Genomic DNA, 15,877 nt, shown 5'->3' on the forward strand with positions numbered 1-15,877 from the left:
CACCAGCAAAGGGGCCGATAAAGCGTGGGATAAGACAAAGTCTGTTTCTGAGAAGGGCTGGGACGCAACAAAGCACGGCACTGAGAAAGGCTGGAACGCCACCAAAAATGGTACAGTTGATGCCGCTCACAAAGTTGGAGAGTGGGGTGATGATGCCGGTAAAGGTATTAAAAACACCTTTTCAGGTGGCAGCACTAAACAGTAAAATCTGAGAGGTATCGTTCTGCTCAGCGGGTTAGCTCTGAATAATATGATCCGCTGAGAAAGCTGAGTTTTTGCCTGAAAGAGATTTCAGAAAAATCTGGATTTATATGCCCCCATGGGGTATATAAAGGGCATGATATTGCGTAACCATACCCGGCAGAGGCATTCGGTCATGATCAGGCATTGCGCCAGATTTCTGACTGGTTTGTTCATTTGTCTGTTTGTGCAGGCAGGGCTGTGGTTCTCTGTTGTGCCTGCACAGGCTAAGATGCCGGTTATGGTGCAGCATCACTGTTCATCACATATGGTTATGCCTCAGACAGTGCCTGTCGATGCTCCCCGGCATAAGGGTGGTGAGCAGACGACGTTGCCCGGGCAGGATAAATGCTGCTCGGTTGCCACAGGGGTTTGTGCCGTGCCTTTACCTGCTGTGGTGGGTCTGCACGACGATACAAAGCCATTAACCCGAATGGTTTTTGTCCATTTTTCTCAGACCACATTTACAGGCACCAGATGTGCCCCCTTACTCAGACCACCAAGAGCACAGAGTTTTCTGATCTGAAAACATGCCTGCTTTCCTGAAAAGGAGGCAGGAACTCTGAGCTCTATTGTGGATAATGAGTAAAAATGAAGTTCTCATCTCGTATGCGGGATGGCCTGACGCGTCGCAGCTTTGTGACAGGTCTTGGGGCCGGTGGGTTTGCTGCGGCATTCCCCCGGTCTGCCTGGGCCATTTCTCCGGTGGCCGGCATAATTCCGGCTCAGTCTTCTGCGCAGTGGCATCTTAATATCAGCCAGAAACACATTGAAATTGACCATAAGGCTCTGAAGGCCCCTTGTGTCGATGGCAGCCTGCCCGGGCCAACCTTGCGCTGGCGGCAGGGGGATACGGTTGAAATTAAGGTAACGAATCACCTTAAGCATGAGCATACTTCAATCCACTGGCATGGTCTGCGCCTGCCTTATACTATGGATGGTGTGCCCGGACTGAGCTTTATGGGGATTAAACCAGGTGAGAGTTTTACCTATCGCTTTCCTCTCATGCAAAGCGGCACATACTGGTACCATAGTCACTCAGGCATGCAGGAGGCTCAGGGGCTTTACGGTGCAATTGTTATTGACCCGGCAGAACCTGACCCGAATGCCTGTGAACGGGATTATGTGATTTTTCTGTCTGAGTGGACGGATGTGTCCCCCGACGACATGATCAGTAATCTCAAAATGCAGGATGATTATTATACCTTCCGGCAGCGCACAGCGGCGTCTTTCCCTCAGCAGGCGCGTGAGGCTGGCAGTGCTGTGGCAGCCCTGAAGAACCGCCTGATGTGGTCGCGTATGCGTATGGCTGCGACAGATATCTCAGATGTCTCGGGCATTATTTATACATATCTGCTTAATGGCCACTCCCCGGATATGAACTGGAATGGTGTGTTTCGTCCTGGTGAACGCGTCAGGCTGCGCTTTATTAATGGCTCATCAATGACGTTTTTTGATGTGCGTATACCAGGGCTTGAAATGCTGGTTGTGCAGGCTGACGGGAATGATATTGAACCTGTTCCGGTCGATGAATTTCGCATTGGTGTGGCTGAGACTTATGACGTGATTGTTCAGCCCGGGGATGAGAAAGCCTACAGCATTTTTGTACAAAGCGAGGACCGCACAGGTTATGCCCGGGGCACGCTGGCCCCTCATGCTGGCATGGAGGCTCCGGTTCCCCCTATGGACCCGCGCCCGGTCAGAACTATGGTTGATATGGGTATGGGCGATATGAAGCCAGGGATGAGCATGAAGGACATGAAGATGCCTGCTCAGTCCGGTACAACAGCAGGTGAGAAATCTGCCACCCCGGTGTCGATGCCTCACCATACAGATGTGGCACCTGCTAACACGGCCGCCCCAAAAAAAGCGGCATCCATGGATATGAAAAATATGGACATGTCAGATGATGATATGGCCGGCATGGATATGTCTGATGACGATATGCCCGGGATGGATATGGGGGCGAAGACCCCGGCAAAGAGCGTGCCGCCAGCGCATATGCCGGCTGCGCCGCCACCGCCGCTGGAAATTGATGACCCAGGCCCGCCGCCGCTGAATGTTGAAAACCAGAATGTGGCACAGATGCCCATTGACCGGCTTGGCAGCCCGGGTGACGGGCTTGAGCATAACGGGCGCAGGGTGCTGAACTACAAACAGCTCAGAGCAACACGGCCGGGCACTGATCTGCGCCCTCCTTCACGTGAGATTATTCTGCATTTAACCGGTAATATGGAGCGCTATATCTGGGGGTTTAATGGCCGTAAATACTCAGAATCGGGGCCCATCCGCCTGAAAAGAAATGAGCGTGTGCGGTTTACCCTGATTAACGACACGATGATGGAGCACCCCATTCACCTGCACGGTATGTGGAGTGAGCTTGAAAACGGGCAGGGAGACTACCGGCCTTATAAGCATACTATTATTTCACAGCCAGGCTCGCGGCTCAGCTACCTTGTGACGGCCGATGCGCCAGGTGCATGGGCGTATCATTGCCATCTGATGCTGCATATGGAGCTGGGGATGTTTCGTGTGGTGGTGGTTGAGTGATGAAAGGGATTATTTTTCCGGTTTTGTCAGTCGTGCTGGCGTGTAGCGCAGCAGGGCAGGCACGGGCTGATAACTCACAGTCGCAGGATGCCACTTCTCCTGTTGTGACCATACAGCATCTGGCAGCTGATGCACCTTCTGCCACACCTTTTGTTCCTGTAGGGCATATGAACCCGGTTATGGACCAGGGTACGTATTTTCACGGTATACTGAATGAAATGGAGGGGCGTTATAGTGCGTCAGGCACAGATTTTCGCTGGGATGGTGAGTCCTGGTATGGGTCTGACTATAATAAGCTGTGGCTGAAAAGCGAAGGCACACTTGAGCGCGGTCGTCTGCAGGATGGCCAGCAGGAGCTTTTATATAGTCGTTCTGTCTCGACTTATTTTGATGTTCAGGCGGGTGTCCGGCTTGATCTGGATGATGGGCCAATGCGTACCTGGGGGGCTTTTGGTATCCAGGGGCTGGCACTGTACCAGTTTGAAGTGCAGGCAACGGCTTATGTGAGTGATGAGGGGCGTTTTGCAGCTAAGGTTGAAGGCTCTTACGATTTTTTGCTGACAAACCGCCTTATTCTTCAGCCTCAGGCAGAGTTTAATTTTTATACAAAGTCAGACGCTGCGCGTCAGTCCGGAGCGGGTTTGTCAGATGTAGATGCAGGTTTACGCCTGCGTTATGAAATCTGGCGTAAGTTTGCGCCCTATATTGCAGTAACCTATTCTGGTTATCTGACACAGGCGCGTCGTATTGTGCATGACCAGGGTAGCAAAACGGGTACAACGCGTTTTACCCTGGGTATACGGAGCTGGTTTTAAAGGCAGTGAAGAAAACGGGCTCTTAGCGAATCATTTTGCGCATGAGCCCCAGAAGTTCATTAATTTCAGCTTCACCGCCGTTATTTTGTATCGCATTTCTGACACAGCCAGAGGCATGGTTGCTTAAAATTTCGATCGCAACACCATCAAGTGCAGATTTGATGGCTGAAATCTGTGTCAGAATATCTACACAATAGCGGTCAGTTTCGACCATTGTGCGTACGCCACCTGTTTGTCCTTCTATGCGGCGCAGACGATTTATAAGAGCTTTTTTTTCAGGTTGTTCCACGCGTTTGCCGTCGGTTTCCGGCTCGCCATGGCAGGGTTTTCTGGCTGTGTTGTGAGGAGAGTTTACAGCGGATAAGCTCACGATTGCTCCATTGTTTTTCTGAGTATTTTTATCAGAGAGTATAAAGAGAGAGTAAGCTGATGAAAACAGAAAGAGTATTTTCTTGAAAATATACCCTAAGGGGGTATATGATCTCAAGTTAGAAAATGTCTGTCAGAGGTGAAAATGTCCGAAAATATCAGCTTCCCCGTTGATGGCATGACCTGTGCATCCTGCGCAGCACGTCTGGAAAAAGTGCTTAACAGGCAGCCTGGCGTGCAGGCTACAGTGAATTTTGCCACTGAACAGGCGCAGGTTCAGCTTGATAACCCGGCAGAAGACCTTGAGCATGTTTTTGCTGCTGTCAGACAGGCAGGCTTTCAGGTTGAGCAAAGCGCGCTTGACCTTGATATCAGTGGCATGACCTGTGCTTCATGTGCGACGCGACTTGAAAAAGTGCTTAACAGGCAGCCTGGCGTGCAGGCGGCGGTTAATCTCGCCACTGAGCAGGCACATATTTTGTATGTGCCAGGTGTTTCTGACCCTCAGTCACTGATTGCTCAGGTCGAAAAAGCTGGTTTTGGCGGGCAGGTGCATTCTGCTGAAATGATGCAGGACCAGAGCACAAAGCGCAGGCAGCACTGGCTGGCTGAGCGCAACAGTTTTTTACTGACTCTGGTTTTATCTTTGCCATTTTTTATTGAAATGGCCTGGATGTTTTTTGAGCACAGAGACTTCATGCCTGCATGGGTACAGCTTTTGCTGGCAACACCTGTGCAGTTTTACTGTGCCCGCCATATGTATCAGGGAGCATGGAAGTCCCTGCGCAGTGGCTCTGCCAATATGGATGTCCTGGTTGTTATGGGCACAGGAATCGCATATTTTTTCAGTGTAGTGGTGATGGTAACAGGGGCACATCAGCCAGTATATTTTGAAGCCAGTGTTGCAATTATTACGCTTATTTCTCTTGGCAAACTGCTTGAGACACGCGCTAAGAACAAAACAACCTCAGGCATTGAAAGTCTTTTAAAACTTCAGCCGCAGACTGCACATGTGGAAACAGCTGACGGCGTGACAGATCAGCCTGTTGCCAGTGTAAAAAAAGGTGATGTTTTTGTTGTCCGCCCGGGTGAGTCTGTGCCTGTTGATGGCCTTGTGCTTGAGGGGCAGTCGGATGTGAATGAGGCGATGCTGACAGGCGAGAGTGTGCCGGTTTTTAAGCAGCCCGACAGCCAGGTTTTTGGCGGCACAATGAACGCTAACGGTGCGCTGCGTGTCAGGGCAACAGGCGTGGGGAATGAGACAGTCCTGTCTCAGATTGTGAAAATGGTTGAGCAGGCACAGGGGTCAAAAGCACATGTGCAGCGACTGGCCGATAAAGTGGCTGGTGTGTTTGTGCCTGTTGTTATTGGCCTTGCCTGTCTGACTTTTTTTGCCGGATGGGCCATTACGGGCCATTTTACCTGGAGCGTTGTCTCCGCCGTGTCTGTTCTGGTTATTGCCTGCCCCTGTTCCCTGGGGCTTGCGACCCCTACGGCGATTATGGTCGGCACAGGGCTGGGCGCGCGGGCGGGTATTTTGTTTCGTAATGCAGATGCTCTTGAGCTTTCACAAAAACTGACAACGCTTGTTGTTGATAAAACCGGGACGCTGACCGAAGGTAAGCCTGTTGTAAGTGATGTGCTGCCTGCCGCAGGGTATGAGATTGAGAGCCTGCTTGCAGTGGCCTGTGCGCTTGAGCAGAATTCTGAACATCCCCTTGCACGGGCGGTAATGACATACGGGCAGCAGGTGCAGAGCAAGCCTGTCGAAATGACAGGGTTTGAGGCAGTTCCTGGCATGGGTGTCCAGGCTGTGAGCGGAAGCGATAAGATATCGCTGGGTGCGCCGCGCTTTATGTCGCAGCAGGCTATAGCCTGTGATGATGCTTTGATTGAGCAGCTTGAGCAGGAAGGTAAGACAGTGATTGTCGTGGCCAGGTCTGGTGTAGTGATGGGGTATATCGCGCTGTCAGATCGTGTACGTGCTGAGGCGCGTGCCGTCGTGCAGACACTCAGAAAAGCAGGCATTAAAATTGTTATGCTGACCGGTGATAACCAGCGGGCGGCGGCGGCAGTGGCTTCAGTACTGGGGATTGAAAGTTATGAGGCCGGCGTGCTGCCGGCAGATAAAGCACGTCATGTTGAGCAATATCGCGGAGAGGGCCAGGTCGTCGGCATGGTAGGTGATGGTGTGAATGATGCACCGGCACTGGCAGCAGCTGATGTGGGTTTTGCTATTGGTGCCGGTTCAGGCATTGCACTTGAAACAGCTGATGTTGTGCTGATGAACAGTGACCTGAACAGCGTGCCCGATGCTATTTCTTTGTCACGGGCAACATTACGTAAAATCAGACAAAATCTCTTTTTTGCATTTTTCTATAATATTCTTGGCTTGCCACTTGCGGCCTTTGGTTTGCTTAACCCTGTTCTGGCAGGTGCAGCGATGGCAATGAGCTCGGTCTCAGTTGTATCAAACTCATTGCTGCTTAACCGCTGGCGGCCACGTCCTCACTCTTCAGGTCAGGGGGAGTGAGCCGGGCTGAGTAATGTATTACGGGTGTAAATAACGGTGGTATGATGACGAAAGTGATGCTGATAGGTCGGGGTATAGTCTTTGCTGAGTGTCTCATACAGGCGCGCACGAACACTCTGATTTTCTTCAGCGTCAGCAGGTTCTGTTGAGACAATATGTGCAGGTCTTTGTGCCAGGACAGAAGATATTTCTTTAAGGGGGTTCATGCCGGTTGCGTTTTTTTCGATCTCAGAACTGAAATGAGAGGGGAAAGGGTGCGTTGTTAGTTTGCAATAAGCCGGTGTGTCATACAGTATTGCCGGGCCATCATAGATAAAGATACAGCCTGGCGGAGAAGAAAGAGCAGCCTGCATTTCTTCAAAAGCAATAATATTAGCGTGTTGTTGAAAATGTCGGAAAAGGGCTCTTTGCCCAATAACAGTGCCACAGCATGCGGCAGCAATTATCAGAAACTGTCCCGTTTTTTTACGCCATAAAGGAGCCGCCTGGATAGAGAGAGGTAAAAGAGCAGGCAGCGTGTAGTGATTATACCAGGACCCAAGACTAAACAGGCTGAGAAGGGCAAAAACTGACCATATATTAAAGAAGATAATATGTTCTTTTTGCTCACCCTGAAAATGTATGGAAAGAGGTTTTCTGATGAGCCAGCATAGCATCAGAGGTATGAGTATTGCGATAATGACAACAGTAATGCTTTCGATCTGACTATGGCTCATATGACCACGTAAAAAAATCGATTTAATGTTAGCAAACCACCAGGCATGCCCATATCCTTTTGCACGATAAAAAAGGAATGAGAGGCAGGTTGGCAGAAGGGCGCAGCTGATCCAGACAGAGGCATCGGCCAGCAGGTGTCTTGGAGAATTTTTTGCACGCAAGCCTGTCCATAACAGATACAGGCCGGCAAATATGCCTTCGACAATAACAGTATATTTTATTTGTATGGCCAGCCCCAGAAAGAGCATAACCACTATGCCCATGTTGCGGCGAAACTGGTCATTTTTCTTAATGGCGGGCAGAAAACATATAATGCAGCTCATGGCTGCAGCTGTTAAAAGATTATAAAAAACAGGAGACTGTCCACCTTCTCCTCCGGCGAGAATAAGCCAGATTTCATAAAGTAGTGCAGCAAGAACGGCTCCTCCTGCCGGCGCGATAGTTCGGGCCATACGCCATACAAGTATGGCCGTTCCCCACACGCTGAGCAGTGCGCCGATCTGATATGCCAGAATGCGCCATGTTCCAAAAAGATGAAAAAAAGCATAGAGCAGGAACAGACCAACAGGTTTTCTGTCCCATATATCGACAAATGGCAGATCACCCTGAAGAATACGGCCCCCTGTAAAGAGGTAAAACTCCTCGTCAATATTAATCATGGGGGCGCCAAGTGCCTGCCAGCGCAGACAAACAGCAGTTATCAGAAGAAAACTATATATTATAAGGCGTAAGCGTTTTTCAGATACGTCACTTATGTGCATTGCTTTCTTCCGGTATCATAAAGAGGACATTGCCTGTGTTATGCTTTTTTTCGCCAGAACAGGAAAAGAGCGCTGCTTATCAGTATGGTGAGCAAGGGGAATTTCAGGCATTTTATGCGTGGTTTTTTGAGAAGGTTCTCTGCCAGCATAACAAGAAACAGGATCATGACCTTAGGTGAAAGCTTGCTTTCGCCGTGCAGGCGGTCACGGAAAACCATAGGCACTTCTTTTAATTTTACCGGCTCAGATGATACGAGCAAAAGCTCAAGTAAAATTTTAAAACCCTTACCTGAAAGCTCTGGTGCCCGTGCCTCAAACCATTCACGCTTCATAGCAAAGAAACCGCTCATAGGGTCAGTGACCGGCGCTGAGGTAAGGCACTGAGCAAGCTTTATACCTGACTGAGACAGAAGATGGCGCCATGCGCTGGAGAGCCCGTCGCAGCTTCCACCCTCGATATGTCTGCTGGCAACTGCCATATCGTGCTGGTCATCAAGTATGGCTCTGATCATGGCGGGCAGGCATGTTTCATCATGCTGCATATCGCCATCCATCACAGCAATAACGGAGGCTGATGAGGATAAAGCTCCCTCTATGACAGCTGATGAGAGGCCCTTACGTCCGATACGCAGAATACCTCTGACATGCGAATTTTCAGCAGCCAGCTTACGCACTTCATGAATGGTGCCGTCGGGAGAGTTATCATCAACAAACACGACCTCCCAGCTGTAGTCGCCAAGGGCACTATGTAACGCTTTGACAAGGGGGCGTATATTAGCACATTCATTGTAGCATGGGACGATAATGCTGATGTCAGTATGCGTCATATATCTTTCATGTCCATTTGCGCGTAAAGTTTACGGGGCTCTGTTGCCGGGATTTTATGTCGTTTTTTTGTTAAAAATAAAAAGTTTTTCTTTATATCACAGGATATAAAAATTTATTTTATGAGAAAAAATGTTTGCCTGTAAAAAAATAAGAAAGGTTAACTTTCTATAATGATCTCTGATGCAGAAAAGCAGCATATACCACGTGGGGTGTTGTGCGGTGCCGGTGCCGGCGCTTTATGGGGGCTGGTGTTTCTGGCTCCTGCACTGGTGAGCGATTTTTCGCCGGTACAGCTCGCAGCAGGGCGTTATCTTGCTTATGGTTTTATGGCGGCAGTATTGCTTGCACCTCGCTGGACCAGAGCGCTGAGTATGCCTGGTCGTAAAGACTGGATTGCTTTGATATGGCTCTCACTGCTGGGCAATATTGTTTACTATATTCTGCTCTCCCGCGCTGTGCAGACGGGCGGTATCGCTCTGACATCACTTATCATCGGGTTTTTGCCCGTAGCTGTGACACTGATTGGCACCCGCGATGCTCATGCACCATCGGTGCGCTCTCTGATGCCGTCTTTATGTCTTTGTGTTGCCGGTACTTTTTGCATTGGTTACCAGGCTTTTTTGTCTGATTCCGCTTCACCTCATACGCTACAGGGGGTGATCTGTGCTGTGGGTGCTCTGGTTTCATGGACAGCCTACGCGGTAGGGAACACACGTTGCCTGTCGCGCCTGCACCATATTTCTGTACAGGACTGGAACTTGCTGACAGGTATCGTGACGGGAGCGCTGTCTCTGGTGTTGCTGCCTGTTGTGCTGTTTGTCACTACGGCCCATCACAGTGGGGCGCGCTGGCTATATTTTTTTGGTGTTTCATCTGCTGTTGCTTTGCTGGCGTCAATCTGTGGTAACGCATTATGGAACAAAATGAGCCGTCTCGTGCCTCTGACACTTGTCGGGCAGATGATATTGTTTGAGACGTTATTTGCCCTGATTTATGGTTTTGTATGGGAGCAGCGCTGGCCCAGGCTGATGGAGGTTGTTGCTTTTGTACTGGTAACAGCAAGTGTTGTTTTATGCCTGACAGCTCATAAAAAAAAGCCAGCTTCGTCCTGACATAAAAAACCCGGGAGAGTATCCCGGGTTCTTTTGTGTTATTTATCAGGAAAAGGCGCAAGGCTGTTCGGGATACTGATCGGGATATTATTTTCCTGAAAAGCCTGCCAGATATCAAACAAAGCTTCACTGCGGATCGTTGTCGTGCTCGACACATCGTTAGCGCGTGCTGTGCCTGTAAGCAGGGCTGATCCGTCAGCAATATTGGTGATCGTTGCTGTTGGCGGGTAAGTCGGGTCAACATTTTTACTGGCTGTCAGAGCTTCGATCATGACCTGCATTGCTCTTTCAAGGTCAGAGGCAAAAGGCAGCTGTAGCACTGTGGTAAACACACCTGGTTTTTCAGAGCGCGTGGCATTACGCACAGCCGTTGTAATGAACTGTGAGTTTGGAACAATCAGAGTTGATTTATCTGACAGGGCAATATTGGTTGAACGCACACTGATGCGGGTAATGACACCGCGAGAGCCTGCAATTTCAACGACATCCCCAATTGAGACAGGACGCTCTGCCATCAGAATAATACCTGACACAAAGTTCTGCACGATAGACTGAAGACCAAAACCGATACCAACTGAGAGCGCGCTGACGACCCATGTCATGCTCTTCATGGTGACGCCGAGTGTGGAGGCAGCGGTCAGTCCGATAAGGATCCATGAGGAGTATGTGATGATACTCAGTATAGATGACTGTGCACCAATATCGAGGCTGGTTTTAGGGAAGTAACGCTCACGAAACCAGGTGGTAAGAATTTTGATGGCATAAGAGCCAAGAATAAACAGGAGAATGCAGAGAATAATTGCATCGAGCGAGATATGAAAACCACCTTCACCACTGGTTGAGGTGTCGGCTCCGTTAAAGATATAGGCAATACGACTGATGATCTGTGAGGGGTCAAAAGTGGCTCCTGCTGTGGCAACGGCAAAGCCCATAATGACAAGAAAAACACATATAATGCCGGGAATAACAACGCAGGCCTGATCAACCAGACGAGCAGGCAGGCCCAGTTGTACAAGACGTGAGCCAACGGGTGCAGAGGAAGGGAAAATAGTATCGCCCAGTGCGATGACCAGCATAGCAAACAGTACGAGTGCAGTTGTTGTGACAGCCATGCCTGAAATCCATGTGATAATGGAGTAGGCAAGGGGAATATAGCCTAAAAAGACAGCAATCCAGCAGACGATGGAGACAGAACTTGCGAGAGTCTGTAACAGCGGAGCAAGTGAGCTGTGTATTTCTTTTCCCTCACCGGTCGAGAGACGGAGCTGGCGGGGAACGGCAAACAGCAACGGACTGACACTCAGCACATAAAGAGCATCACAAAACTGGATCGACATGCTGCTCAGGCCACTTTTGGTATCGATAAAGCGCAGAATGCCACGGATAGCCAGCGCAACAGCAAACCAGAAAGGAAACAGGCGGAGGTTTTTCGCCAGTGTGTCAGAAAGGCTGATGATACGCCATTTTTCATCGCGGGAGAGCAGGTTAAATCCCAGTTCGGTGACAAAGCCACAAATCGGGATTTGTATGGCAATCATACCGGCCAGAACGGAGAGATCTTCCTGCAGGGCATTATTGTTAAATGAGATGCCGGCCCATGCAATATCAAAAGAAAAACGCCAGATAATAGCTGTCAGAATGCTGCAGGTGACAGTGGCCACAATAGCTCTGATACGACCGGCAGGCAGCACGCGGGAGACCAGGCTTCTGATGCCTCTGCGGCTAAAAAGCCATCCTGTGAGCAGGAGAGCAGAAAGAGCAAATGACCCCAGGGTCAGCAGGGCACGCTGCCCTTTAAGAGATGCTGAAAGGACAGCACCACTCTCCTGTGCCAGACGTGACAGACGACCCGTGTTATTGCCAGCCGCATCAACCAGCTGAGACCAGAATGTTATGCCCAGTGGTGTTGGAAAACGCTGTGTCAGAGTGGCCTGCTGAATGGCAGAGCCATGCTGGCGCAGTTCGTCAACAAGCTGCTGTGCTTCCAGCTGATACAGGCGCAGTCTGGTCATACGTTCAGAAATATCGCGCTGCTTTACAGAAAGGGCTTTACGCTGCGCTGTTACTGAAGGAGATTCACTTGTATCTCCTTTTTCCGGTGCTTTGCCCAGAATGTTTAGAAAGTTCTGATAAATCGTATTGTATGGCTTGATTTTTGCCAGTAGCCCATCAGCCTGTGTTGCAATAGCTGAGGCTCGTTTTAGTAACGCAGCATATGCAACCGTGCTTTCAGTCTTTGTATAATTCTTAGTGCTGCTTTCATAAACAGAATGCAGCTCAGCCCCCATAGCATCAAGAGTAGAGTCAGGAGCGATAACAGAAATACCTGAGATAAGAGGGGTAGTCGGATTTGTACTTTCTGACTGATTTTGCTGTGTGTCTTCTGCTGCTGCCCATGCTGCGGGAAGCGTAGTGAGTGAGCATATTCCTATAAATAAAGCAGTAAAAAGAGCAGAAAGAGCACGTGTCGGTATAAAAGCCATCAGGTTTCCTGTAGCAAAATGGGCGGTCAGAAAGTTTTTTTTGCGTCTGCAGGCGGGGGGAGAGGACGCCATGACCCGGACTGAAGTATTTCTGCAGGGCGGTAGTTCGTTTTATAGGCCATTTTCTCTGATTTTTCTATCCAGTATCCTAAGTAGAGATAAGGCAGATTCAGAGTGCGGGTGTGTTCAGTTAAAGTCAGAATAGCAAAGCTGCCCAGAGAACGTTGTGTCTGTTCGGGGTCATAAAAATTATAAACGGCTGAAATTCCGTCTTCAAGCACATCAATCAGACTAACCGCAACGAGGGTCTGGTCAGCTGTACGAAACTCGAGGACAGCGGTCGCAACAGGTGTATCCTCTATCATGCCCTGGTAGTCTGTCTCTGTCATCTGAGCCATGTCACTGTCAGCATGGCGTGAGTGCTGATAACGACGAAACAGGGCGTATTGCTCAGCGGTCGCAACCGGAGCGGCCACGCTGATCACAAGGTCAGCATTACGACGCAGGGTGCGTCTTTGTGTCCGGTCAGGGGTAAACTGCGACACAGGCAGACGAATGGGAATGCAGGCAGAGCAGTTTTCGCACATTGGCATATAAGCGAAAGTATGACTGCGCCGAAACCCCGCACGGGACAGGCGACTATGCAGGGCGTTTGCCTGAGGTGTTGCCAGGTCAGCAATTATTTTACGCTCGGTTTTGCCTGGCAGATAGGGGCAGGGCGTAGCTTGAGCAGAATAGAAAAACTGCGAATGACGCAGCGGTGAAACCATAAGGGGTCTGTCCGTTCAGCTTACAGGTAAGAAAATCCAGAGATATTTATTTTGGTGGTGTTAACCGGGATATAATAACACATATCAGATTTTTTCTGTGGTCAGACAGACTCATCTGGCCACAGAAAAAATAAGAGTATCTTACTGTCCGTAGGTCTGACGAATACGTTCAGCAGCTTCAACAGCAAAGTAAGTGAGTATACCATTAGCTCCGGCACGACGGAAGGCAAGCAGGCTTTCCATGACGGCGCGCTCATGGTCGAGCCAGCCATTTCGAATGGCAGCCATAAGCATCGCGTATTCACCAGAGACCTGGTACACATAAGTGGGAACAGAAAAAGTTTCTTTTACGCGCTGCACGATGTCGAGGTACGGCATGCCAGGTTTAACCATGACCATGTCAGCACCTTCAGCAATATCCATCTCGACTTCGCGCATGGCTTCATCGCTGTTGGCAGGGTCCATCTGATAGGTTTTTTTATCACCCTTCAGTTTGTCTCCTGACCCCAGAGCATCACGAAACGGACCATAGAATACACTGGCATATTTAGCCGCGTAAGACATGATGCGTGTGTTCACCATGCCATTTTCGTCAAGGGCTGTACGCATCGTGCTGATACGGCCATCCATCATGTCTGACGGAGCGATAATATCAATGCCGGCTGCTGCCTGATTAACGGTTTGCCGGGTCAGAATAGCGACAGAGTCGTCGTTGTGAACATAACCATCGCGAATAACCCCGTCATGGCCGTGGCTGGTATAGGGGTCAAGTGCGACGTCACCAATCAGCCCGAGATGAGGAAATTCTTTTTTGAGTAAGCGTGCAGCCCGACACATCAGGTTGTCAGGGTTGAGAGCCTCAGTGCCTTCAGCATCCTTAACTTCTGCAGGTGTGACAGGAAAGAGGGCAAGAGCGGGAATGTCCAGTTTGGCGGCATGCTCGACATGACCTGCAAGGCGATCAAGGGTAACACGGTGCACGCCTGGCATAGAGGCCACTTCGGTTACGGTATTCGTGCCTTCGGTAAAGAAAATCGGCCAGATAAGGTTATTAATGCCCAGCGAAGTTTCAGCAACCAGTCGACGGGTAAAATCGTCAACCCGGTTACGACGTGGGCGGGCCAGAGGAAAGCGCCCTGCCTTCATGGGGAAAATCTCCTGAAATGAGTTGATGCCTGGTCTGTTACAGCTAAGCGTGACAAACCAGACAGGGGCTGATGTAAAGTCTACCTGTTTCGTGCGAGTTTACTATTGCGGTGACCGTAACCCATGTAGACGATCAGACCAATTGACAGCCAGAGAACAAGGCGAACCCAGGTCATTTTGTCGAGGGCTATCATCAGGCTGCCACAGCATAAAACGCCAAGGGCAGGGATAATGTCTCCCCCCGGCAGCCGGAAAGCACGCGGGGCATCGGGTGACTTACGCCTCAGAACCATAACGCCGATGCAGGCAATAACAAATGCCAGCAATGTACCTATCGAGGTCATGTGCCCAAGTTCAGAGATCGGCAGGAAGGCGCTGAGCAGGCTGGTGATGACCATGAAAAAGATGTTCGAAAGCCATGGTGTCTGAAACTTACTGTGTGTTTTGCTGAACATCGGAGGGAGTAACCCATCGCGTGACATTGCAAAAAAGACGCGGCTTTGCCCGAGAAGCAGCCCGAGAAGCACAGAGGTGAACCCGCAGATAATACCAATTTTAATAGCCAGCTGCAGCCAGTGATAAGGGGTCTGGTTAATGGCTGCCGCAACCGGTGCGGCGTCGCCAAGCATCTGTTTGTAGTTAAGCAGGCCTGTCATCACAACTGAGAAGGCAACATAAACAAAGGCACATATGACCAGGCTGCCAAGAATGCCAATAGGCATATCACGTGCAGGGTTTTTTGTTTCCTGTGCTGTGGTTGAAACAACATCGAATCCGACATAGGCAAAAAAGATAGTGCCTGCCGCACGCATAATACCAGACCAGCCAAAGTGGCCAAACGTGCCTGTATTTTCGGGAATGAAGGGATGATAGTTTGCGGGATGAATAAACGCTATTCCAAAGCCAATAAAAGAGGCGATGATAAGGAGTTTTATTATAACAATAACGGCGTTAACTTTAGCGGACTGTGAAATGCCGCGTATAAGCAGTAGTGATACAATGCATATAATAAAGGCCGCAGGCAGGTTGATCAGGCCTCTGACAATTGTGCCATCTGGCATCCCGATCCTTTCAAGGGGGGATGCTGTAAGTCTTCGGGGAAGTTCCAGCCCCCATGAGTCAAGCAGAGACGTCACATAACGAGACCAGCTTACTGCCACGGTCGCTGCGCCGACCGAATATTCAAGCACCAGGTCCCAGCCGATAATCCAGGCTACCAGTTCACCCATTGTAACATATGCATAGGTATAGGCACTGCCGGCAATGGGAATCATACTTGCCAGTTCGCTGTAGCACAGCCCGGCAAACCCACAGGCAATGGCTGCAATAAGAAAAGAGATGGCTACAGCCGGCCCCGCATTTTCTGAGGCAGCAATACCAGTCAGAGAAAACAGCCCGGCTCCGATGGTTGTGCCAATGCCAAGAGCAATCAGATTTCCTGGCCCAAGAACCCGCTTTAGTCCATTTTTGCGTTCCAGTTTTTCAAGCGGCATACAGCGTGCGAATAACGAGCCGGGTGAAGATGGCGGCCTGTGCTCCATCAGTTTTTCTCC

12 protein-coding genes and 1 pseudogene are annotated in these 15,877 nt (G+C 49.9%); 6 read left to right on the forward strand and 7 right to left on the reverse strand.

The genetic code is table 11. The features are described from left to right. The 4 genes and pseudogenes from HK11_RS12570 to HK11_RS06400 all read left to right on the forward strand — a co-directional run. Positions 1–205 (forward strand): annotated as a pseudogene (locus HK11_RS12570) (hypothetical protein); the annotation flags it as partial. A 171-nt stretch (positions 206–376) separates the two neighbouring features. Next, complete coding sequence (locus HK11_RS06390; protein ID WP_086554521.1) at positions 377–766, forward strand: hypothetical protein; 390 nt, start codon at positions 377–379, stop codon at positions 764–766. Between the two features lie 65 nt (positions 767–831). Further along, positions 832–2,790 (forward strand): copper resistance system multicopper oxidase, encoded by a 1,959-nt coding sequence (locus HK11_RS06395; RefSeq protein ID WP_086554522.1) that lies wholly within the window; start codon positions 832–834, stop codon positions 2,788–2,790. Beyond that, on the forward strand, positions 2,790–3,605 hold the full coding sequence (locus HK11_RS06400; protein WP_086554523.1) for a copper resistance protein B: 816 nt from the start codon (positions 2,790–2,792) through the stop codon (positions 3,603–3,605). The genes HK11_RS06395 and HK11_RS06400 overlap by 1 nt, the downstream gene beginning before the upstream one ends. A gap of 22 nt (positions 3,606–3,627) precedes the next feature. Here the strand turns inward: HK11_RS06400 and HK11_RS06405 are convergent, their stop codons facing one another. Next, entirely contained in the window at positions 3,628–3,894 is a 267-nt protein-coding gene (locus HK11_RS06405; RefSeq protein ID WP_173559525.1) for a metal-sensitive transcriptional regulator, read from the reverse strand. Positions 3,895–4,119: 225 nt separating this feature from the next. Here HK11_RS06405 and HK11_RS06410 point away from each other — a divergent pair, with 225 nt between their 5' ends. Beyond that, positions 4,120–6,507, forward strand: coding sequence for a heavy metal translocating P-type ATPase (locus HK11_RS06410; protein ID WP_086554524.1), 2,388 nt, complete (start codon positions 4,120–4,122; stop codon positions 6,505–6,507). Here HK11_RS06410 and HK11_RS06415 read toward each other — a convergent pair. Beyond that, positions 6,495–7,883: a glycosyltransferase family 39 protein gene (locus tag HK11_RS06415; RefSeq protein ID WP_158092790.1), complete on the reverse strand. Its 1,389-nt coding sequence runs from the start codon at positions 7,881–7,883 to the stop codon at positions 6,495–6,497. The two genes, HK11_RS06410 and HK11_RS06415, sit on opposite strands and share 13 nt — an antisense overlap. A 140-nt stretch (positions 7,884–8,023) precedes the next feature. Beyond that, a complete protein-coding gene (locus HK11_RS06420; RefSeq protein WP_086554526.1) occupies positions 8,024–8,812 on the reverse strand; it encodes a polyprenol monophosphomannose synthase in 789 nt (262 codons plus the stop codon). Positions 8,813–8,983: 171 nt separating this feature from the next. On the opposite strand from HK11_RS06420, the gene HK11_RS06425 reads away from it, so the two are divergent. Beyond that, positions 8,984–9,925, forward strand: coding sequence for a DMT family transporter (locus HK11_RS06425; protein ID WP_086554527.1), 942 nt, complete (start codon positions 8,984–8,986; stop codon positions 9,923–9,925). A gap of 38 nt (positions 9,926–9,963) precedes the next feature. On the opposite strand, the gene HK11_RS06430 is transcribed toward HK11_RS06425, so the two are convergent. From HK11_RS06430 to HK11_RS06445, 4 genes are all read right to left on the reverse strand, one after another. Beyond that, entirely contained in the window at positions 9,964–12,408 is a 2,445-nt protein-coding gene (locus HK11_RS06430) for a DUF3772 domain-containing protein (RefSeq protein ID WP_086554528.1), read from the reverse strand. Positions 12,409–12,434: 26 nt separating this feature from the next. Next, on the reverse strand, positions 12,435–13,178 hold the full coding sequence (locus tag HK11_RS06435; RefSeq protein WP_086554529.1) for an arginyltransferase: 744 nt from the start codon (positions 13,176–13,178) through the stop codon (positions 12,435–12,437). Positions 13,179–13,319: 141 nt separating this feature from the next. Continuing rightward, the gene (hemB, locus tag HK11_RS06440) at positions 13,320–14,324 is read right to left on the reverse strand and encodes a porphobilinogen synthase (RefSeq protein WP_086554530.1); all 1,005 of its coding nucleotides are present in this window, start codon (positions 14,322–14,324) and stop codon (positions 13,320–13,322) included. A gap of 80 nt (positions 14,325–14,404) precedes the next feature. Further along, positions 14,405–15,865 (reverse strand): amino acid permease, encoded by a 1,461-nt coding sequence (locus tag HK11_RS06445; RefSeq protein WP_086554636.1) that lies wholly within the window; start codon positions 15,863–15,865, stop codon positions 14,405–14,407. Positions 15,866–15,877: the final 12 nt, after the last annotated feature.

Origin of the sequence: Acetobacter sp. DmW_043, assembly GCF_002153485.1 — a bacterium.
Classification (GTDB): domain Bacteria; phylum Pseudomonadota; class Alphaproteobacteria; order Acetobacterales; family Acetobacteraceae; genus Acetobacter; species Acetobacter thailandicus.